Origin of the sequence: Mycobacterium sp. E2699 (assembly GCF_001666745.1) — a bacterium.
GTDB lineage: Bacteria > Actinomycetota > Actinomycetes > Mycobacteriales > Mycobacteriaceae > Mycobacterium.
Genome location: NZ_LZJH01000035.1, coordinates 116,680 through 136,350, shown reverse-complemented (window position 1 = coordinate 136,350; position 19,671 = coordinate 116,680). Strand labels below are relative to the sequence as shown.

General features: G+C 67.2%; 24 protein-coding genes and 1 pseudogene. 12 read left to right on the top strand and 13 right to left on the bottom strand.

The genetic code is table 11. The annotated features are described in order from the left end of the window. The first annotated feature begins 20 nt into the window (after positions 1 to 20). Both A5696_RS04735 and A5696_RS04730 read left to right on the top strand, forming a co-directional pair. Positions 21 to 539 carry a nitroreductase family deazaflavin-dependent oxidoreductase gene (locus A5696_RS04735; RefSeq protein ID WP_156738247.1) on the top strand — a complete coding sequence of 173 codons (519 nt, stop codon included), beginning with the start codon at positions 21 to 23 and terminating at the stop codon, positions 537 to 539. Continuing rightward, positions 536 to 1,420 carry an alpha/beta fold hydrolase gene (locus A5696_RS04730; protein WP_067874163.1) on the top strand — a complete coding sequence of 295 codons (885 nt, stop codon included), beginning with the start codon at positions 536 to 538 and terminating at the stop codon, positions 1,418 to 1,420. The genes A5696_RS04735 and A5696_RS04730 overlap by 4 nt, the downstream gene beginning before the upstream one ends. On the opposite strand, the gene A5696_RS04725 is transcribed toward A5696_RS04730, so the two are convergent. Next, the gene (locus A5696_RS04725; RefSeq protein ID WP_067874478.1) at positions 1,399 to 1,986 is read right to left on the bottom strand and encodes a TetR/AcrR family transcriptional regulator; all 588 of its coding nucleotides are present in this window, start codon (positions 1,984 to 1,986) and stop codon (positions 1,399 to 1,401) included. The genes A5696_RS04730 and A5696_RS04725 overlap by 22 nt on opposite strands. 88 nt (positions 1,987 to 2,074) lie before the next feature. On the opposite strand from A5696_RS04725, the gene A5696_RS04720 reads away from it, so the two are divergent. Continuing rightward, the gene (locus A5696_RS04720; RefSeq protein ID WP_067874160.1) at positions 2,075 to 3,301 is read left to right on the top strand and encodes a S9 family peptidase; all 1,227 of its coding nucleotides are present in this window, start codon (positions 2,075 to 2,077) and stop codon (positions 3,299 to 3,301) included. Here the strand turns inward: A5696_RS04720 and A5696_RS04715 are convergent. The 3 genes from A5696_RS04715 to A5696_RS04705 all read right to left on the bottom strand — a co-directional run bounded on the left by A5696_RS04715 (position 3,298) and on the right by A5696_RS04705 (position 5,665). Next, positions 3,298 to 3,987 carry an Rv3717 family N-acetylmuramoyl-L-alanine amidase gene (locus A5696_RS04715; RefSeq protein ID WP_369803296.1) on the bottom strand — a complete coding sequence of 230 codons (690 nt, stop codon included), beginning with the start codon at positions 3,985 to 3,987 and terminating at the stop codon, positions 3,298 to 3,300. The genes A5696_RS04720 and A5696_RS04715 overlap by 4 nt on opposite strands. A 77-nt stretch (positions 3,988 to 4,064) precedes the next feature. Next, complete coding sequence (locus tag A5696_RS04710; protein ID WP_082956255.1) at positions 4,065 to 4,403, bottom strand: hypothetical protein; 339 nt, start codon at positions 4,401 to 4,403, stop codon at positions 4,065 to 4,067. A gap of 29 nt (positions 4,404 to 4,432) precedes the next feature. Further along, complete coding sequence (locus A5696_RS04705; RefSeq protein ID WP_231964228.1) at positions 4,433 to 5,665, bottom strand: condensation domain-containing protein; 1,233 nt, start codon at positions 5,663 to 5,665, stop codon at positions 4,433 to 4,435. A gap of 148 nt (positions 5,666 to 5,813) precedes the next feature. Between A5696_RS04705 and A5696_RS29095 the strand changes: the two genes are divergently transcribed. Then, entirely contained in the window at positions 5,814 to 6,182 is a 369-nt protein-coding gene (locus A5696_RS29095; RefSeq protein WP_067874152.1) for a ClpX C4-type zinc finger protein, read from the top strand. 3 nt (positions 6,183 to 6,185) lie between these two features. Here the strand turns inward: A5696_RS29095 and A5696_RS04695 are convergent, their stop codons facing one another. From A5696_RS04695 to A5696_RS04675, 5 genes are all read right to left on the bottom strand, one after another. Beyond that, positions 6,186 to 6,842: an enoyl-CoA hydratase-related protein gene (locus A5696_RS04695; protein WP_067874150.1), complete on the bottom strand. Its 657-nt coding sequence runs from the start codon at positions 6,840 to 6,842 to the stop codon at positions 6,186 to 6,188. Next, the gene (locus tag A5696_RS04690; protein WP_067874147.1) at positions 6,839 to 7,471 is read right to left on the bottom strand and encodes a TetR/AcrR family transcriptional regulator; all 633 of its coding nucleotides are present in this window, start codon (positions 7,469 to 7,471) and stop codon (positions 6,839 to 6,841) included. Before A5696_RS04690 ends, A5696_RS04695 begins: the two co-directional genes overlap by 4 nt. Positions 7,472 to 7,652: 181 nt before the next feature. Beyond that, positions 7,653 to 8,447 carry a DUF3060 domain-containing protein gene (locus A5696_RS04685; RefSeq protein WP_156738246.1) on the bottom strand — a complete coding sequence of 265 codons (795 nt, stop codon included), beginning with the start codon at positions 8,445 to 8,447 and terminating at the stop codon, positions 7,653 to 7,655. A 126-nt stretch (positions 8,448 to 8,573) separates the two neighbouring features. After that, complete coding sequence (locus A5696_RS04680; protein ID WP_067874141.1) at positions 8,574 to 9,812, bottom strand: lipase family protein; 1,239 nt, start codon at positions 9,810 to 9,812, stop codon at positions 8,574 to 8,576. 9 nt (positions 9,813 to 9,821) lie between these two features. Then, positions 9,822 to 10,763, bottom strand: coding sequence for a 2-oxo acid dehydrogenase subunit E2 (locus A5696_RS04675; protein WP_067874138.1), 942 nt, complete (start codon positions 10,761 to 10,763; stop codon positions 9,822 to 9,824). Positions 10,764 to 10,996: 233 nt separating this feature from the next. Between A5696_RS04675 and A5696_RS04670 the strand changes: the two genes are divergently transcribed. Next, entirely contained in the window at positions 10,997 to 12,253 is a 1,257-nt protein-coding gene (locus A5696_RS04670) for a hypothetical protein (RefSeq protein WP_067874135.1), read from the top strand. Between the two features lie 113 nt (positions 12,254 to 12,366). Here A5696_RS04670 and A5696_RS04665 read toward each other — a convergent pair whose 3' ends face one another. Together A5696_RS04665 and A5696_RS04660 are read right to left on the bottom strand one after the other, a co-directional pair. Then, entirely contained in the window at positions 12,367 to 12,711 is a 345-nt protein-coding gene (locus A5696_RS04665) for a helix-turn-helix domain-containing protein (protein ID WP_067874132.1), read from the bottom strand. Continuing rightward, complete coding sequence (locus A5696_RS04660) at positions 12,704 to 13,036, bottom strand: type II toxin-antitoxin system RelE/ParE family toxin (protein ID WP_082968906.1); 333 nt, start codon at positions 13,034 to 13,036, stop codon at positions 12,704 to 12,706. The genes A5696_RS04665 and A5696_RS04660 overlap by 8 nt, the downstream gene beginning before the upstream one ends. Before the next feature lie 245 nt (positions 13,037 to 13,281). Here A5696_RS04660 and A5696_RS04655 point away from each other — a divergent pair, with 245 nt between their 5' ends. The 5 genes and pseudogenes from A5696_RS04655 to A5696_RS28190 form a co-directional block, all read left to right on the top strand. Beyond that, positions 13,282 to 13,980 carry a crotonase/enoyl-CoA hydratase family protein gene (locus tag A5696_RS04655; protein WP_067874129.1) on the top strand — a complete coding sequence of 233 codons (699 nt, stop codon included), beginning with the start codon at positions 13,282 to 13,284 and terminating at the stop codon, positions 13,978 to 13,980. 7 nt (positions 13,981 to 13,987) lie between these two features. Continuing rightward, complete coding sequence (locus tag A5696_RS04650; RefSeq protein WP_067874125.1) at positions 13,988 to 14,578, top strand: TetR/AcrR family transcriptional regulator; 591 nt, start codon at positions 13,988 to 13,990, stop codon at positions 14,576 to 14,578. Between the two features lie 43 nt (positions 14,579 to 14,621). Further along, positions 14,622 to 14,894 (top strand): type II toxin-antitoxin system Phd/YefM family antitoxin, encoded by a 273-nt coding sequence (locus A5696_RS04645; protein WP_067874122.1) that lies wholly within the window; start codon positions 14,622 to 14,624, stop codon positions 14,892 to 14,894. Then, positions 14,894 to 15,292, top strand: coding sequence for a type II toxin-antitoxin system VapC family toxin (locus A5696_RS04640; protein ID WP_067874119.1), 399 nt, complete (start codon positions 14,894 to 14,896; stop codon positions 15,290 to 15,292). Before A5696_RS04645 ends, A5696_RS04640 begins: the two co-directional genes overlap by 1 nt. Before the next feature lie 45 nt (positions 15,293 to 15,337). Then, positions 15,338 to 15,421: pseudogene (locus tag A5696_RS28190) on the top strand (hypothetical protein); the annotation flags it as partial. Between the two features lie 174 nt (positions 15,422 to 15,595). On the opposite strand, the gene A5696_RS04635 reads toward A5696_RS28190, so the two are convergent. After that, complete coding sequence (locus A5696_RS04635; RefSeq protein WP_067874471.1) at positions 15,596 to 16,519, bottom strand: NADP-dependent oxidoreductase; 924 nt, start codon at positions 16,517 to 16,519, stop codon at positions 15,596 to 15,598. Between the two features lie 112 nt (positions 16,520 to 16,631). On the opposite strand from A5696_RS04635, the gene A5696_RS04630 reads away from it, so the two are divergent. Both A5696_RS04630 and A5696_RS04625 read left to right on the top strand, forming a co-directional pair. Continuing rightward, the gene (locus A5696_RS04630; RefSeq protein ID WP_197516886.1) at positions 16,632 to 17,426 is read left to right on the top strand and encodes a triacylglycerol lipase; all 795 of its coding nucleotides are present in this window, start codon (positions 16,632 to 16,634) and stop codon (positions 17,424 to 17,426) included. A 157-nt stretch (positions 17,427 to 17,583) separates the two neighbouring features. Further along, positions 17,584 to 18,420 (top strand): SDR family NAD(P)-dependent oxidoreductase, encoded by an 837-nt coding sequence (locus tag A5696_RS04625; protein WP_231964235.1) that lies wholly within the window; start codon positions 17,584 to 17,586, stop codon positions 18,418 to 18,420. On the opposite strand, the gene A5696_RS04620 is transcribed toward A5696_RS04625, so the two are convergent. After that, on the bottom strand, positions 18,417 to 19,376 hold the full coding sequence (locus A5696_RS04620; RefSeq protein ID WP_067874109.1) for an SMP-30/gluconolactonase/LRE family protein: 960 nt from the start codon (positions 19,374 to 19,376) through the stop codon (positions 18,417 to 18,419). The two genes, A5696_RS04625 and A5696_RS04620, sit on opposite strands and share 4 nt — an antisense overlap. Between the last annotated feature and the right edge of the window lie 295 nt (positions 19,377 to 19,671).

The window sequence follows — 19,671 nt, the reverse complement described above, 5'->3', positions numbered from 1 at the left end:
GGGTGCCGAGGGAGGTGGTCATGGGCAAGCGACTGGCTGGGCTGCTGCTGGTGCTCGCGGTTCTCGGCTGGCTGGTGGTGTTGCCGAGAATCATCAGGCGCAACCGTGGCATTTTGTTCAACCGCGGCTGGTTCAAGACGTTTTTGACGACGTATAACGGGATGACCCGCAAGATTTCGGGAACGAAACGCTCGTCGTGGGGGCTGCTGACCCACGTCGGGCGCCGTAGCGGGCGCGTCTACCAGACGTCGCTGGGCACGGCCGCGTACGGTGACGGCTTCCTGTTGCCGCTGGGTTATGGCCGGCAGACCGACTGGTACCGCAACCTGATGTCCGCGGGGACCGGCACGCTCGCCTGGAAGGGGCGCACCTATGCGCTCGAGCGGCCCGAACTGATTTCCGGGCCCGAGGCGATGCGAGCGTGGCCGCTCGTGTCGCGGATGCTGTTGCGGCTGTCAGGAATACACGAGTTCGTGTGGCTGCACCACAGCCAGGCCGCGGAGCCGCTCGCCTCGTCGGCGCAACACGCAACGCAGTGAAGACCTTGCCGGTCCCGGGCGGGGTGGACAGCCGTGACGTCGTCGTGCGCGGCGTCCGCACCCGGGTGTACGAGGTTGACCCTCGCAACGACGCCACCCCGCTGTTCCTGCTGCACGGTGGTGGGGTCGACTCGGCGCTCGTCACGTTCGGGTCCGCGCTGGTGGCCCTGGGGCAGCGCCGGCGGGTGATCGCTCCCGACCTTCCCGGGTACGGCGAAACCGACTTCCCCGAGTCAGACTTCTCCATCCCGTGGTACGCCGACTGGGTCGACGCTCTCATTGGGGGCTACGGCTTCGACCGGGTCGATCTCGGGGGGCTGTCGCTCGGCGGATGGATCACGCTCGAAGTGGCCATCAGCCACCCCGAGGTGGTGCGCCGCATCGTCGCGATCAATCCCGGCGGTATCACCGAGACGTTCAAGTTCCTGCGCACCGCGAAGTGGTTGGCCAACCGGCCGCGACTGGCGAACCGCATGGACTGGTTGTCGGTGAGCCTGGGCCGCAAGCTCCTTCGCATGCAACTGCGCGCCGGCCTCGGCATGCAGAATGCCTCGGCGCTGACCGACGAGCTGGTCGACGCGGTCATCGTCAGCGGCAAGCGCCCGCATGCGGGCGAAGCGTTCGCGGGCACACAGCGCTGGGCCTTCAGCGCGGGGTCCGAGGGCCTGTCGCTGGTGTCCCGGCTGCCAAGGATCGGCGCCAAGACGCTGTTCATCGCAGGGCGTGACGACAGGCTGGTGCCCGTCGCGGATTCGATTAGGGCCGCGCAGCTCGTCGCGAACGGGGACGTGCGGGTGTTCGAGCGGTGCGGTCACTGGCTCGTGCGGGAGTGCCCTGCGGAGTTCGTCGACGCGGTGAATCAATTCCTCGACGCGCCATGACCTTTGGGCGGCCGGGCGAGCGCGCGATCGACATAGGCGGCGAGGCGCGCCTCGGTGATCCCGCCGATACCGAAGATCGTTCGGAAGTAAATCGGCGCCAAGATGCAGTCGTAGACATCGGTCTGGTCGAGGGCGGCCTCGCCGCGTTCGCCACCGCGGTCAAGCATCGCCTGGATCCGTGCACCACGCGCACGCAGCGCGGCGCTACGCGAAGGTTGGCCTTGCTCACCGACGGCGAGCACGGCCTGCAGGAAAGCCAACCCCCCGGGGCGGGCGACGTCGCCGGCCGCACGGGCGGCGAAGGCGAGCAAGTCGCCGCGCAGTGTTCCCGTGTCGGGAAGCGGCGGAAGCCGCGCCGCCTCGACATCGAGGACGAGCGCCTCAAGGGTGCCCCAGCGCCGGTAGATGCTGGTCGGGTTCACGCCCGCCCGCTCGGCTATCTCGGCAACCGTGAGCTGACGCGGGTTTCCCTGCGCCACAATCTTATTGACCGCGCCGTGCACCGCCGCGACGACCCTTGCGCTGCGCCCACCCGTGCGTCGTCGTACCTCCCGTACATCCGTCACGCTCAAATGTTAACGCAACTATTATTGCTTTAGCGGGCGATCCGGTCGTATTGTCGGTGACTACTAGCTGTTGATTGAGGAATCCGCAATGAAGCCGCTCCTGTTTCCCGAGGACACCTCGTTCTGGTTTGAGACCCTGCGGGTCCTGGGCCACACCGCGTACGGCGGTGCCGACATCGGCGAGGTGCTCACCACAGCGCAGGCCATCACCGCCGGCGATTACGACAGCTGGTATGACGAATGGTCGGCCACCGCGGACTGGGTTGCGGCCGAGGCCGAAAAGGCTCTGGCCGCAGGCCACCGCATCAGCGCCCGCGATGGGCTCATGCGGGCCAACAACTACTATCGGTCCGCCGAGTTCTACTTGCACGGAAACCCCGATGATCCCCGCATCGACCACGTCTACAACCGAAGCCGCGAGTGCTTTCACACCGCCGCCACTCTCTTCGACCCACCGATCGAGCCCGTTGAGATCCCTTATGAGGGAACCGTGTTGCACGGCTACTTCTATCGGGCGTCCGGAACCGGCGACGAAAGCGCCACGCGCCCAACGGTGATCATGCACAGTGGATTCGACGGCACGTGCGAGGAGCTGCACTGGTTCGGCGCCGCCGCCGGGCAGGAACGCGGCTACCACGTGCTGACGTTCGACGGGCCAGGGCAGCCCGCGGCCCGTCGCCTCGACGGCCTGGTCTTTCGTCCCGACTGGGAGAACGTCGTCACTCCCGTGCTCGACTGGCTCCTTGAGCGTCCCGGCATCGACCCGGCCCGAACCGCGCTCTTCGGTCTCTCCATGGGAGGCCTGCTCGCTCCACGGGCCGCCGCATTCGAGCACCGATTGGCCGCCTGCATTGCCATGGACGGCGCCTACGACCTCGGCATCACTGTCACCGAGCCCATGCCGTTGGCACGCGCGGACGCCGAGGCCCTACTCCGGGCCAAATCGGCACCGGAGGCCGACGCGATGATCGAGCAGTTGATCGCGTCCAACCCGAATATCAGATGGGCGACCGCCCACGGCCAATACGTTATGGGCGTCAACACCCCCCGCGCCTTCCTGGCCTGCTATCTCGACTACACGCTGGCCGATGGCATCGCCGAGCGCATCAGCTGCCCCACCCTGGTCTGCGACGCCGCCGAGGACATCTTCTTCCCGGGTCAACCCAAGCTGCTTTTCGAGCACCTGACGTGTGAGAAAACGCTTTTGGCGTTCACGGCAGCCGAAGGCGCGGAAGCGCACTGCCAATCCGGCGCCCAACGCCTCGCGCTGGGGCGCGTCTACGACTGGCTCGACACCGTACTGGCCGGCACCTAGCCGACCTTGGCGTTCAGGAACGCGACGATCCCCCGGGTGACGGCGTCGGCGTACCTCGCCCGGCCGTCGGGGGTTTCCATCCGCGCGGCTTCGTCGGCGTTCTTCATATTGCCCAGCTCGACGAGGACGGCCGGATACTCGGCCAGGTTCAGCCCCGCCAGGTCGTCGCGCCCATACAGGCCGTCCGACCCGATGTAGGTGGACGGGTGGAAACCCGCCTGCACCAACGCGTCCCGCATCGCGCGCGCCAGCTGCAGGGAGGGTCCGGCTTGGGCGTCGTTCAACGGCGGGCTCGAGTAGTTCACGTGGAATCCCGAGCCCGACGCCGGTCCGCCGTCGGCGTGGACGCTCACGATGGCGTCCGGGCGCATCGCGTTGGCCAGCGCGGCACGCTGGTCGACGCACGGTCCAACGGACCCGTCGTTGTCGCGGGACAGCTGGGTGCGAACGCCCATCTGGTTGAGCTGACCGGCGATCAGCCCCACCACCGCCCAGGTGAACGCGTGCTCCGGGTAGCCGTCGTCGGCCGCGGCGCCCGACGTCTGACACTCCTTGGTCCCGCCCCGGCCATTGGGCACCTGCCGGGTGATCGAGGCGTCGTTCACCGCGTTGTGGCCCGGGTCGAGAAAGACGCCCATCCCCGCGATGCCGGCCCCCGCGCGGGGGGCGTTGATCAGCGCGCCCATCCCCAGCAGTGCCGGCGCGGCGACGGCGCAGCGCAAGGCGTCACGCCGTGAAAGGGGCCGCAGCCAACCGGGGTCACTCACTCGCGCGATGGTAACAACCGCTGCAGAGACCTCCTTTCGGGATAGAGGTAGTGCATGAGCTTGGCGCCTTCGACGCCGTAGACGCCGCGGTCGTCGCCGCGCAGCACCCAGTTGTGCTGTTGATCGGCGCGGAAGCGGAGCGCGGCCCGATGGGCTGCACGGAGTTCGGCGCGCCGGCGCCCGTCTCGCACGATGGCCCGCACCAGGAAAAAGAGGCCGACAAGCGCCGCCGCCCCGGCGATCCACCAGATCAACTTGACGATGATCCAGATGATCAGCGCCAGCCCCAACAACCCACCCAGCCCGCCGGCCGAGCTCGCATTGGCCTTACTCATGCCAAGAAGGTAACCGGCCCCACCGACATTTACGGCTCGTCGACGGCGGCCGCCAGGGCGTCACCGACGCTCTTCAAGAAGGTGGCCGGCACGCTGTAGCCACAAGTCACCATCCGCAGCCCACCCTCGTAGGTGGTGATCCCGGTGACGTACTCGCCGTCGGTCTGGCCTTGCACGAGCGGCCCCCACACCGCCGTGGGCCGCAGCGGTCCGGCGCCGTCGAGGTTCTGCACACCTAGGTTGCTGACGAGCATGTCGAACGGGCACACCCGGCTGAAGAGGTCCTCGGCGTGGCCGGTTTCGGCGTCGACCGTGATCGCCTGCTGCACGGCGAGCGACGCCGTGCGGATCCCCCGCGCCGAGCGGGCCACCGCGAGGTGCGCGGTGATCTCGCGGGCCTGCTCCCAGAACGGCGCGCCGTCCCACGGCGCCAATCCCGTCCAGGTCGACTGGATGTAGAGCCCACAGTCCTGTCCGGCGCCGATCAGCGCGCGGAAGTTGATGGGGTTGAGCACGCGCACGAAGTCTTCGCCGCGCTCGAAGGACCGCACCCGGCACATGGCGACCACCATCGCCGAGTGCACCGTGGTGCACTCGGCGCGGCAACGCTGAACCAACCGCTCGGTGTCCACGGCCGCGATTTCCGTCGTGTGCACATTGGTCAGGGCGCCGTCGAAGGGCCGGATGGTGGTGGGCGTTCGCATCCTCGGGTCGTCGGGCAACTCGGCGGGGTCGAACGGCTCGGCGTCCCCGAGCGCGTGTGCGGTCAACTGCTCCTGTGATTGCGGCACAGGCAGATTCGACAGCGTCTCGCCGTTGAGCGCGGCGAGAATGTCGTGGAGAACGAGCACCGAGGAAATCCCGTCCGCGAGGGTGTGGTCGAAGGTCAGCAACAGCGCACTGCTCGACGGCCCCTGCAGCAGTGAGGCCCGCATCAGCGGCGCCCGTGAACGGTCGAAGGTTCGGCTGAGCTCCTCGGCCGCGACCGCGTCCCAGGACAATTCCGCGCTGCGGTGCACGGTCAACTCGATGCGCGCGACCGCCGGCGCGCGGTAGAAACCGAGGCGGGTGCCCGGGCGGTCCTCGACGTGCACCGTCAGCAAGGGGTGGCGGCGCTGGACGGCGGCCAGCGCAGGCCTGAGCCGGGCGGCGGTGAGCACTTCGTCGAACTCGGCCACCAACAAGAAGTGCGTCGGGTGGCGCTCGCTGTAGCGGTAGAAAAGTCGTTCTGCGGCGCCGAGGGGGCGAACGCTTTCGATCACCAAGTCTCCAAACGTCGTTGGGTCACTGCGACACCCTGCAGACGGGTCCCGGCGACGCTCGGTTCAGGCCGGAGAAGACAACGGGGGTTGTCGGGCCGATCCTGACGACGTACGGTTGTCAGGGAAAGCCTGACACCAAGGAATCGCGATGAGCCCTACCGCCGACAAGACCGCGCAAGTGTGGTGTTCGTTCTGCGGCAAATCCAACACCGAGGTCGACAAGCTGGTCGCCGGCCCGGGCGTGCAGATCTGCAACGAATGCATCGATTTGTCCCAGGCCATCATCGACGAGTATCGCGACAAGCCGAACGAGCTTCGCATGCCGATCTGGGAATCGTGGAGCGACGAGCAGATGCTCGACCACATCCCCCGCATCGCCGTGGTGGCCCGGCGGGTGGAGGCCGACCTGCGCGACTGGGTACGCGAACTTCGCCGGCGCGGCATCACCTGGGCGAAAATCGGCCACACCCTGGGCATTACGCGCCAGTCCGCGTGGGAGCGATTCTCCGGCGAATAGCTCTCAGGTGTTGGTCAGCGCCCGCGCCGCGGCGCGGAACATGGTCTGCTTGATCGCGCCGAGCGTGCCGGGATCCTTGCTCCCCAACGGGCGCAACGAATCAGCGGCCGCGGCGGTCACCTCGCCCTCCGCCGCGGTGGCGTCGACGATGCCGAACTCTGTCGCCTCGAGGCCGCCGAACCGCCGCCCGGTCGTCATCGACGCCACCGCTGCACGGGGGGTCAGCTTGGCCTGGATCAGCGCGGCCATGCCGTCGGTGAACGGGATGCGGATGTCGACCTCGGGGAAGCAGAAGTAGCCGCGGTCGGCGCGCATCACCCGCACGTCGTGGGCCATGGCCAGCATGGCCCCGGCGCCGAACGCGTGTCCGGTGACGGCGGCGGCGGTCGGGATCGGGAAGGTCAGCACGCGCGCCAGCAGGGCCTGCACGCGGGCGACGTAGGGCTGTCCCTGCTCGGCATGGGCGGCGAGCCAGTCCAGGTCCAGGCCGTTCGTGTAGAACTTGCCGCCCGCGGTGGTGACCAGACCCTGCGCGCCGGCCGTTTTGACGTCGTCGAGGTGGGCGTTGACGGCGTCGAGAAAGCCTGGCGAGAACCGGTTTTCGTCGTCGCCGAGGTCGACGACGGCGATCTTGTCGTCCCAGGTCAGTGTCGGTGTCATTTCGTGTTCCCTTCTCTGGTTCTGCGCCGTGGCGGGGGCGGGCCGACGGCCAGGACAGCGCGGACGGCGGCTTGGAGGCGGTTTTGGGCGTCGTGGTCGTGGATTCGGTTGCGTTGCAACAGAATCGCGGTCGGCAGATCGACGATGCACATGGTGATGACGTCGACGGCCGCCGCGTCCTTGCGGTCCCACAGGGCGCGGGCCAGTCGGATCATGGTCTCGACGAGCAGCCGGTCCAGGTCATGCATTTGGGTGGCGATCTCGGGCGGCGTTTCGGCGCCCAGGAGCTCGTCGCGGCGCACCGTCAGCAACAACTGCGACGAATGCGGATGCTCTTCGGCGAACACCGCGGGCGCCTCGGCCGCGGCCACCACCGCGGCAACGGCGTCGCCCTGGGGTGCGGCGTCGATCAATTCACCTTGCGCACTGAGGAATCGGTGCCCGGCACGCAGCCAGGCGCGGCCAACCAGGCCCGCGCGGGACCCGAACGTGTGATAGACCGCGCCGTTGGACACGCCGATCGCGTCGCTGATCGCGCGGATCGTGACGGCATTCGGCCCCGACTGCACGGCGATCCGCTCGACGGCATCCAGGATCTGGTCCTGGTCGTACAGGCGGGGGCGCGGCATGCCGACACTATAACAGAGCGATCGCTCTGTTATGTGGTAGCGCATCCGCCACCACGTTCGCGGGCCACCTCATCCCCGCAACCACCCGTCCCGGGGGCATGTGGTGGTCGCCGAACTCGGTAGCACATCCGCCACCACGTTCGCCGTTATCGAGCCGGGGGCCCCAGAGCGGCTCCCCGATTCAGCCCTGCTGAATGTTGTTGTCGTAGCCCGAATCGGTGATCTTCGGTGTGCCCGAGTGGTAGGTGACATTGTTGGAGTATCCGGAGACGGTGATGCTGTCGACGCTGTCGACGGTGACCTTGTTGTTGTAGCTGGAGATCGCGAGGCTGGCGCAGTGGCCGGTGACGCTGAATTCGATGCCGTAGCTCGACAGCTTCAGGCTGCCGTTGTTGCAGGCGTGGTCGATGACCGTGTTGCTGTAGCCGGTGGACTCGAGGGTGTCGGCGCTGTCGACGGTGACGTTGTTGTAGTAGCCGCCCGCCGTGACGCTCGCGCAGTGGCCGGTCACCACGTATTTGCTGTTGTAGCCGGCCAGGATGAGCCTGCCGTCGTTGCAGGCGACCTGCCTGGTCTCGCCGGTGCCGCTCAGTCGCAGCTCGCCGCCCTGGGGTACGGCGGTGGGACCGCTCGACGTCGTCTTGGCGCCGCCGCCCCGGGAGATCGAGGTGCTTGAACCCGACCTGACGAAGACCATCACCAGGCTGACGACGGCCGGCACCACCACCGCCAGCAGGATGAGGACGAGGAACCAGCGGTAGGGCTTTCTGCGCCGCGGTGGCGTGCCGAAGCCGTACGGCGCGCCGCCCGTGTATGTCGGACCGCTCGTGTACGTCCCACCGCCCGTGTACGGCGGGGGATTCTCGGTATACGTCGCGCCCCCGGTGTACGGGGGCGTGCTCGGCGGGGTCCGCGTGACGTCGGCAAGCTCTTGTTCCAGCTCGCGGATCCGCTTTTCGGGATCGTCGTCCTTCATTTGCCACATGGTTCCACATCCGCAGCCCGCCGCACAGCCCTCAATTTGCGGGGGATCGGCGGGCGGCGAGCAAGGCAATTTGCTTTGGCGCATCGCATTTTTGGCACGCCTGGCCGAGACGAGCCCCTACGGAAGCGGTAACGGCGGGATCGGGTTGCCCAACGGGATCGACGAACAGTTCTGCGGCGCAGGCACATTGGCGAAGCGCTGCTTGATCCAGGCGATCGAGTTCGGCAGCCACAGCGCGAGGCTCAAGATGTGGCTGAGCGCGGCGTACTCCTCGTAGTGGATCGCCGTGCCCGCCGCGCAGTAGTCGCGGGCGAGCGTGCGCACGTCGCCGGCGATCATCACGCCGTCGCCGGCGCCGATGCCCGGCTTGTTGCCCGCCGTGCCCTCGCGCTCCCCGCCGGCGCCCTGGCCGATGAACAGCGGGATCTTCGGCGTGCCGCCGGTGCCCATGATCAGCTTGTTGACCGTCTCGACGTAGATCGGGATGCTCTCGGGGGTCGGGTACTCGGGCTTGGCCAGCTGCTGCCACGTCAGGCCCGCGTACCTCAGGCCGAGGACGTCGACGATCGACGCATTCTGCAGCTCCTTGCAGATCTCGATGCCGCGGTCACTGAGATACGGCGTGAAATCGATTGCGAACGCGCGCGCGATACCGACGAGCGCCATTGGCATGACACCGGCCCACATCTGGCTGCCCTCGACGTAGTGCAGGTTGTGCGCCGGGTGGACGAGCACGCCGCCGATCGCCGCGCCGATCAGGTGCTGGTAGACGTCGGGTGCGTACGTCTTCGCGTATTCGGCGGCCCACTCGGTGGCGATCGCACCGCCGGAATACCCGAGCATCGCAACCTTGGCGTCGCTGTCGATGGCCGACGAGTTGAACGCGGCCCGGATCGAGTCGAGCGTGTTGATTCCGTACTCGGGACCCGCGGCGAAGTCCGCCGCCTGACCCTCGGTGTCGGGGACGATGACCGTGTACCCCTCGGCGAGGAACGGGCCGAAGACGCCCAGCTCGACGTTGGGGACGAGTCCGGCGAGCGTGGGTCGTCCGCCCGAGATCGCATATGACGGCTCGTCGTTCTGGTTGAGCGAGTCGTAGGCGGACTGATACGAGATCACCTTCGTCTTGTGTCCCAACCCCCGCGGTCGGATGACCGACGTGACATTGACGGTCGGGGTGTTCCTCTGGCCGGTCGACCGGTAGAGCAGCTGCGTGGTCTCGAGCAGCGTTGGCAAACCCACGATGTGGTACGGAACGTGGCGCGTCTTCAGCACCGTTCCCGCCGTGATGTCCGGCAGCGGCTTGTCGCCGGTGTACGAGTAGAACGGGTCATCCTTCGGATGCGGCGGGATCATGGCCTCCCCTTAAGCGTGGCGCTGCGCCTTCGACCGGCTCGGCGCGGTCGCTGGCCTCTTGCCGTTGGACCGCACGGTGGCAGGCTGCCGCTTGCGTGGCGGGATGGTCCTGGGCACCCGGTCGAAGGCGGCGGGGTCGGCCAGGTACGCGCGGAAGATGCCGGCCATCGTCGCCGCCTGGTAGCCGTCGACGAACCGGTGGTCCAGGCCGATCGACAGCGGCAGCACCGGGCGCACGACGGGTTGGCCGCCCAACGCCAACACCTTGTCCCTCACCGCGCCGATCATGATCCCGAGCGGCACATGGCAGAACGTGGGCCAGGGGGCGGCGGCCGTGTCGAGGCCGTAGGTGCCCACATTGCTCACGAGTATCGAGCCGTACGGGCGGGCTTCCAGCCCGAGGAAGGGAATGGGCAACTGCAGGCTTTCGGTGATAAAGCCCATCGCATCCATCACCGGGCGAAGGAGCAGCGGCGGCAGCCCCTTGACCATCGCCTTGCCCTTCTTGAACTGCGGATCCTCGTCGTGGCGAATGCGTGCGACGTGATCGGCGAGTTCCTTGGCGATCGCCCAGGGCGGTTTCTCGTTGATGCGGCGCACCACGGTGCCGGAGAGATCGGTGCCGGCGGCTGCGGCTCCGGATATCAGGTCCGTCCGCAGCGATACCACGAAGAAGCAGTCGACGGTCGGGGACGGCAGGAAGCCGCCCAGCACCACCCGGCCGTTAAGGCCCGGCAGCGCTTCGATGACCTTGCCGGCGGCCCGACCGACGAGGTCCATGGGGGTGACGTGCTGGCCCGTCGCCTCCCGGACCTGGCGCAGGTACTCGAGCAGCCGCGCCGCTTCGATATCCATCGTCGCCCAAATGATCGGGTCTTTCCGCGGCCGCCAGGTGGCCATGGCGACCTTCCGCCAGACGGAGAACGGGATGACGGATGGAGTGGTCCACATGATCGGAACTTCCTCTTCGAAGCAGGTACCCGAGTCTTCGCCCGGAGTCGGAATGCGGACAGAGCACAAGGTCCCCTCGTCCCCGGGTGAATTCCTGCCCAACAGGCGGCGAAGCGGAAGGATCGCGCGGAAACACGGGTGTAACGTCCGGACTCGACAGACCACCTGCTCACTCTTGGCCTGCTCGCCTGCAAGCCAACGGATTCATAGGGGATGCCGTGAGCACATCCGAGATGGCCGACGAGGTCGTCGTCTCCCTCCACGACGAGGGGTTGCTGCTCGGCGGTGACCCCGCCGCCGTCGAGTCCTACCTGGCGCGGCTGCGGGCCACTGCCGGGCACGCCATGCGGGTCGCCGGGATCGACGGCTCCTCGCTCGCGAGCGGGCTCGCCGGGCTGGCCGCTCTGCTTGCCGAGTCCGGCAAGTACGTGCAGCTGCATCGTGACGGCCTCGAAGCGTTGCGGGATGGCAACCTGGTTCCCCTCAGCGACGGCATCTTTCGGTTGACGACGGGCGCTGAGGTCCTCGCGCCCCTGCAGTGGCGACCGGCGGGGCTCGGCCCAGAAGCGATGCTGTCGGCACAGATGATTGCCGTGCAGATGGCGTTGACGTCCGCGGTGGCCCAGGTGGAGGACGCCGTCCGGCGCGTGGAGGACAAGGTCGAATCCGTGCTCGAAGTCGCCCGGGCCCAGCGTGCCGGCGACGTGCTGGGCAATAACCTGACGCTGTCGCGGATGGTCGAGTCGCTGGAAAAGTACGGGTCGCTGCCCGAGGCGTACTGGGACTCGGTGGCCGCGCTGGGGCCTGCGCTCAATGTCACCGTCGAGCAACTGCGCAACCATGTCCGGCGCATCCTGGCGTCGTTCGATCACACCGTGGGTGTGCAGCACCGGGCCGAGAAGTTGCGAAATGCGATCAACGACAACCGGCTTGGCGACACGCTGAGCCTGCTGGTGATCGCGGAGGAAGCGCTGCACAAGTGGCAGCGCCTGCACCTCGCGCGCATCGAGTCGACGCAACCGGAGGAGCTGCTGCGCGCGATCGATGAGGCTCGCGAGCTCGTCGACCATCATTTCCGCGAGGACGTCGACATCTACGGCAGCGCGAAGGAAGTCCTCGACCGGTTCGGGAAGCCTTCGGTTCTCGACGGTTTCCGATTCTGGGCGGTGCGGGAGCTGGCCAAACAGCGCTGCGCGCTGCGCGACGAGCTCGACCGTTTCGCCGAGGCCCGCCACCACCAGGTAGAGACCTGGGAGGACTTCCACATTCCGAGCGTGTTCGACGCGGCCTTCGCCACTATCGGTGCTGTCGGAGCCACCACCGGCCATGCGCTGGTTGCCGTGGGCCGCGGGCTCGTCTGGGTGGGCGGTCAGCTGGCGGGGCCGTTCCGGGACAAGGGCGCCGAAGAGGGGCCGAATGTCAAGGACGGCAAGGACTCTGAATGTCAGGCGGACAGCGCCGGGCTCGAGGAAACCGCGTCACTGCCATAGGCCCACATCGGGCCGCGTCGGTCACCTCCGTCCACCAGCCTCGCGGCCAAACCACCATGCGAAGTGTCCGCCTAACAGCGACTTTCAGCGACAAGGTGGTTACTGCCGTCAGGTCAGCGCCGACCGAGCGCTTTGCGCTTGCTCGACGTGGCCCTGGTTGAGCGATCCGCGGGGCCGCCTTTGACCTTCTTGGCCGCGCGCACCGGTCGAACATCGAATGTCAGGCCGACTGGTGCGAGCATGTTGACCAGGGCATCGAGGCTGAACTTGGTGATCTTTCCGTTCAGGAGATCCGAAACTCGGGGCTGGGTCACGCGCAGGCGCGCGGCGGCTTCGGTCTGCGTCCAACCTTCTTCCCTGATCCGCTGCTCGATGGCGATCATGAGGAGGCCGCGCGCGGTCAGGTTGGCGGCCTCCTCTGGGGTCTCAGCGAGGTCGTAGAACACGCTGTCAGCCATCTCTTGCCTCCCGGTAGCGCTTCCTGGCCAGATCGATATCGGTCTTCGGTGTCCTCTGCGACTTCTTCGTCAAGACGTGAAGGACGCAGATCGTGCCGTGGAACTTCGCGACGTACAAAAGCCGCGCAATGCCGTCGGCGTCCTGCACTCGTATCTCGTAAGCACCAGGGCCTACGGCGCTTACCGGTTTGTAGTTGTTGGGCATCAGCCCCATCTGCAGTCGAAGCAACTGCTGGCCGAACTCATACCGAATGGCCGGACGTTGCTCGCGGACGTCGTCGCGACTTGTGCCAAGCCATCTAATCGGCTTCAGGGCAATGCCCACTTTATATCAGAACCAATATAGATGCCAGACGCGGAAACTCGCCCGGCAACTGACGTCGACGGCCATGACCGCATCTAAGCGCCGGACACCGACACGTAACCACGACTACGGCAGCCCGCCCGCGGCGCGGGCCGGAGGCTGCCGTGTCGGCCCAGGACGACAGACCTCGGGCTGAAATCGGCTCTTGCTTTTCGTAACGTTGTTTCGTAACGTCGATACAAATCAATGCGGCCTGAGGGAGCATCATGAGCGGACCGGTCACCTATCGTCGCGACGAGTCCATTGCGCTGATCACGATGGACGACGGCAAGGTCAACGCGCTGGGGCCGACCATGCTGCAGGCGCTCAACGAGGCGCTCGACAACGCCGATCGCGACGACGTCGGCGCGGTGGTCATCGCCGGCAACCACCGGGTGTTCAGCGGTGGCTTTGACCTGAAGGTCTTCAAAGCCGGCGAGCCACAAGCGGCGATCGACATGCTCAGGGCCGGGTTCGAGCTGTCCTACCGGCTGCTGTCCTCCCCGAAGCCGGTCGTCATGGCGTGCACGGGCCCGGCCATCGCGATGGGAGCATTCCTGGTGTGCAGCGGCGATCACCGAATCGCCGCACCGGGATACAACATTCAGGCCAACGAGGTCGCCATCGGGATGGTCCTCCCCTACGCGGCCCTGGCGATCATGAAGCTGCGCCTGACGCCGTCGGCGTATCAGCAGTCGGCCGGGCTGTCCAAGGTGTTCTTCGGCGAGACCGCCCTGGCCGCGGGATTCATCGACGAGATCGACCTGCCGGAGCGGGTGCTCGGCCGCGCCCAGGAGGCCGCCCTCGAATTCACCAAGCTCGATCCCGCCGCGCATGCGGCCAGCAAGCTGCGCGCCCGCGCCGATGCCCTCAAGGAGCTGCGCGCCGGAATAGACCGCGTGCCAGCCGAACTCGGGGCCCAGTAGCAGCGGGATGCCGAGGCCCAAACAGCGCACCCCGGAGCTTCGCGACCAACTGCTGAAGGTCGCGGTCTCGACGCTGAACGAGGAGGGCCTGTCGGGGTTGACCACCCGGCGCGTGGCCGAGCAGGCCGGCACCTCGGTGCCCGCGGTGTACGAGTTGTTCCAGGACAAGCGCGGGCTGTTGCGTGCGGTGTTCTTCGAGGGATTCCGGATGCTCTCCGGCCGGCTGCTCGCCGTGCCCGAGACCGACGACGCGGTCGCCGACGTGCAGCGACTCATTCCGGTGTTTCGCCGGTTCTGTCTGGACTATCCGGCGCTGGCCCGGGTGATGTTCTCGCGACCGTTTCAGGATTTCGACCCCGGCCCCGAGGAACTCGAGGCGTCGCCGTCAATGCGAGAAATCTTCGTCGGCAGGATCACGCGGTGCACCGATGCCGGACTGCTTACCGGCGACCCGCTCGATATCGCACACGTATTGCTTGCTCTGGCACAGGGTTTGGCGGTGCAGGAGGGCGGCCGCTGGCTGGGCGAGTCGAAGGCGTCGGTGAACCGGCGCTGGGAGGTCGGGGTCACCGGGATTCTGAGGGGCTTTGCAGGCTGAAGCCTCGGCCCTCGTACTACAAATACGTAGTACAATGGCTGGCATGTCCGAAGTGCCGGTGCGTGAGCTTAACCAAAATACTGCCGGGGTGCTCGCACGCGTAAAGCGCGGAGAGCAAATCGACATCACCGAGCGCGGCGTCGTCGTGGCCCGCCTGGTCCCGGCGCAGGAAAATCCCCTAGCCGAAATGATCAGCGCGGGAAGGCTTCATCCCGCCACCCTCAGCGGACCGGCGCCGCGTCCATCCGGACCGGTGAAGACCGACCATGAGGCCGGCCAACTGCTGCGCGAGCTGCGAGACGACGAGCGCTACTGATGCTTTATCTCGACACGTCGGCCCTGATGAAACTGATACGGCGTGAACCCGAAAGCGATACGCTCGCCGACTGGCTTGACGCGAGAACGCCGGCGCCGTGGGTGTCGTCGACGCTGATCGAGGTTGAAATCCCCCGCGCCCTCCGCCGGGTCGAGCCTTCGCTGCTCGCCGATGTTCCCGCGATCGTGGCTCGAGTGGGGCGCTACGAAATCGACGAGGTGGTCCGGGCCGCCGCCGCGGCGTATCCGGACACAGCGTTGCGGCCGCTCGACGCGATCCATCTCGCGACCGCGGACGCGGTGTTCGGGACCCGGTTGACTGCGTTCGTTACCTACGACGAACGCCTCCTCACGGCCGCGGCGGCAGCCGGCCTGCCGACCGCTGCTCCGGGCCGCTGAAAGTCTGAAGTCCGAACCTTGCGGTGATTGACAGCGGTCGAGACTGGGGAGATCGGCCCGATCGCGGGCCGCAACGCGCTGCCCGGATTTACCGCGTCGACGGCGCTGTTCATCGACGACGCGACATGAGCCGCGGCCTGGGCGTGGGCATCCAATAGACGGCGAACAGGAGGGTTCAGGCACATCGGCCGTGCGGACGCACACAGTGCCAGATGACAGAGCGTCCGCGCTAGGATCCATGCGAGCGAAACCTGTTGTGCCGCAGAGAACCACCGAGCACGAAGCGGCTCGCGATCGGCAGCGCTACGGCCGCAGGACGATTTTGCCCCGAGTGTGGCGCCGTTCCAGGGTGCGGTAGGCGCGCTGAACCTCGTCGAGCGGAACAACTTCGGCGATCGGCACTTCCAATTCGCCGGCCGCGATCAGTGCGGCGAGCTCGGCCAGCACCGCGGCGTCGGCGGCATCCTGATTGCCGACGAACATGACCCCGAATCGCTCCAGCGCCGGAAAGTCGATGAGCGTATCAATGCGCTGCGGCGCGATGCCCAGCTCGGTCACGGCCAATTCGACGTAGCCGCCGCCAAAGAAGTCCAACAGGGCGTCCACTCGGCCGTCGGGTGCCGCGGCCCGTAGCCTGTCCGCGAGACCATCGCCGTAATTGACGGGGATCGCGCCGTGCGCAGCCAGCCACTCGTCGTTGGACGGGCCGGCGATGCCGAGCACGGTCGCGCCGGTGCGTTGGGCCAGCTGCACGGCTATCGTGCCCACCCCGCCGGCGGCGTTGGCAATGGCGACGGTGTCACCGGGCGCCAATGCGACCGACCGGACCGCGGCGTATGCCGTGGTGCCCGCCACGAACAGGCCCCCCGCGGCTTCCCATGACACCGCCGGCGGCTTGGACGTGAGCTGACCGGCGGGCACCACCACGAATTCGGCCTGGCTGGCTCGGTCGTTCGTGAAACCCAGCACCTCGTCGCCCACGGAGAAGGCAGCGACGCCGGTGCCGACCTCGGCGACGACACCGGCGAGATCACTGCCCTGCCCGGACGGAAATGTCGCCGGGAAGATCTGCTCCATCGCACCCTGGCGAATCATCGCCTCGCCCGGGTTGATGCCGGCTGCCTTCACCTCGACCAGCACTTCACCGGCACCAGGTTGCGGGCGGGGAACCTCGCGTACATCGAGGACGTCTATACCGCCATAGCGATCGAATCGCACCGCTTTCATGCGCTGTCCGCCCTCCGCTTTTTGGGTGTTGCGCGGCACCGGTGATGATCCAGGTTGTGAGTGGGATGCTAGTCGTGACGCGCCAGCCACCGCGTGCAGTAAGGAGACACCGATGTCCGCTGCTTTTGATCGAGCGGCCGAAGCCGCTGGCGTGCCCGATGCCGTCGGCGCGACTGCTCCGGGCAACCTGCTGCGCGCCGGAGAACTGCGGGCCATTTCCGAATACCTGGTGGCGCAGCTTTCCCGCGACGTGATTGCCCGCTGGCCCCACGGCGACGGACACCCCGTGCTGGTGATTCCCGGGTTTCTGGCCGGTGCGCGATCAACACAGTTCCTGCGCAGCGTCCTGCGCCAGCTGGGATATCACGCTCACGACTGGCGACTCGGTGTCAACCTGGGGTACCGGCCCACCATGAACGACCAGCTGCCGGCGCGTCTTCACCAGCTAAAGTCGCGCCACGGGCGGCGGGTCAGCATCATCGGCTGGAGCGCCGGCGGCATCTATGCCCGCGAGTTGGCCCGCGCATTCCCCGAGGATGTGCGGTCGGTGATCACCTTGGGTTCCCCATTCCGCGGCGACCACCGCACCAACCACGCCTGGCGCATGTGGCGGCTGCTCAACCGCGGCCCGAGCGCCACCGCGGTCGTCTCGGAAGCCGGCCGCATCAGGCGCGAGCAGCCGTTGACGGTGCCGACCACCTGCATCTACAGCAAATCCGACGGCGTCGTGGCCTGGCAGTGCTGCACCAGCCTGCCCGCGCCGCACACCGAAAACATCGAAGTCCATGGCAGCCATTGCGGATACGGGCACAGCCTCGAAACCCTCTACGTGATCGCCGATCGCCTCGCGCAACCCGAAGGCCGCTGGCAACCGATGCAGCGTTCCGCCGATCAGGAGTTGCCGTAAGCAACGAGGTGGTCCGGCCCGTCCGACGCTTGCACCCAACAACTTCCGGTGATTGACAGCGGTCGGGGCTGTCTCAATACTCCACCAGTACGACCGTCGGCCAGCACCGGTCCGAGGCTGACTGGTTGGGGCGCAAGGGAGGTCGGCCGTGATCGATATGGGACTATCCGGCAAGCGCGCCGTGGTGTCGGGCGCGGGCTACATCCCGGAGCGCGCGGGCCACGGCTGGTTCACGTCGCTGGCCCTCGCCGAGGCGGGCGCGATGGTGGCCTGTATCGACATCGACGAGCAGCGCGCGCATCGCATCGTCGACGAGATCGCCGGCCGGGGAGGCAAGGCCGTCCCGATCGTCGCCGACATGACCGACCCCGTGCAGGTCGGTCGGGCGATCGACGACGCCGTCGCGGCGCTGGGCGGGGTCGACGTGTGCGTCGACATCATCGGCGGGGCGACCTGGTCGAAGGTCGAGGACTTCACCAACCAGTTGTGGGACGCGGCGATCCACTACAACCTGACCCAGGTGTTCTACCTTTTCCAAGCCGTTGGGAGGTACATGATCGCCCAGGGCAGCGGTGGATCGTTGGTGGCGATCGCCTCGGTCGACGGCATTGCGGCGGCGACCTACCACGCCGCCTACGGCGCCGCCAAGGCCGGCGTCATCTCGCTCGTCAAGACCTTCGCAGACGAGCTGGGACGGTACGGCATTCGCGCCAACGCGGTCGCGCCCGGCAACGTGGGCACCGGCAACGAGGACCAGCCGCCAAACGAGTACGCCGTCAACGGAATTAATCCACTGGCGGCGCCCCGCGCGCATGACATCGCCAACGCCGCGTTGTTCCTGTCCTCCGAGCTGGCCGCCCGAATCACCGGTCAGACGCTCGTCGTCGACGGCGGTGCCACCATTCGGCAACTATGGGACCTGTCCGCATCGAGGATCCCGTCCAACCCGGAGGACGCGCTGCCCGACTTCATGCGGCCCGGGCCGTCGGGCTAGCGCTGGTGGATTAGCGGCAGGCCCGGCACTGAGCTTCTCCCCTTGAGCACGTATGGGGTCGTGATCGAGCCGATGTAAATGTCACGCATGTGGTGGCCGCCCCAGGCGATGCTGGTCGGGCCGCTCAACAGCGTGCCGTCGGTGTCTTCGATCACGGTTGTCGCCCGCCCGTCCGGGCTGATCGCCACGATCTTGTTGGCGAGAACCAGTGTCACCCAGAGGTTTCCCTCGGCGTCGAAAGCACATCCGTCGGCCATCCCCCACCGGCGACCCACCTGCGGGTAGGCCAGGAACCGGCCGTGCTCGGGGCCGAATTCGTCGGCGCGCCGGCCGCCCAGCGGCGGGCCGAATCGCTCTGGCGGCCCGAGTGTTTCGCCCCGTATAGGAAACCGCACCACGTCTGCAGCTACCGTGCGGACCACATACAGATAGTCCTCGTTGCGGTCGAGCGCCATGCAGTTCGGGAAGCCCACCGCATCGGCGACCACTCGTGCCGACTGGCGATCCGGTGCGACCCGAAAGATGAATCCATCGGCGGTGCCGCGCGCGATGGTATCCATAAGGTCGTCTGCCATAGTGCTCACCGAACACCACAACGTCCCAACGGAATCCACTAGAACAAAGTTCAGCCATCGCAGCGGGCGTCCGTCGAGGTGTCCTTCCAGCACCGCCGTAATCGCACCGGTCACCGGGTCGAGATCCTGCAGCACGCCCAAGCCCCAATTGGCGATCAGAAAGTGGCCGTCGCGGTCGAGCGCGATCCCGTTCGGCTCGCCGCCCGCCCGTCCGATACGCCGAACGTTGTTCTCATCAACGAGTTCTGCGACACCTGAGACCTTGTCGGAGGCGAACACCAGACCGTCAGCGGCCACCACAACGTGTTCCGGGCGTTCCACGCCGCGCCCGACGGGGTGCAAACCGGTCACCCCGATGTTGGTCTCACCCGTTTCGTTCATCGGTGCCCCTTGTGGACCGGTAACAGCGCAGTGTCAGGTTAGCGGAGGTGGCGCGCCATAGAACTGCGTGGATCGCAGTGGGCGTTTTCCAGCGCGCCCGACTCCGTGGCGGGTCGCGGGATACTCGGACGGTGCAGCACTCGGTATGCGATTACCGTCCTCGCTGAGGACCGCCGGCCGGCATTCGGTTAGCGATAAGGCCGATGCCCAGTCCAACAACGCCGATCCTTCCCGAACCGTTTGGACGGTTGTCCGCCTCTTAGGGGACACGGGGGGCGGGTGCGTCTCGGATACT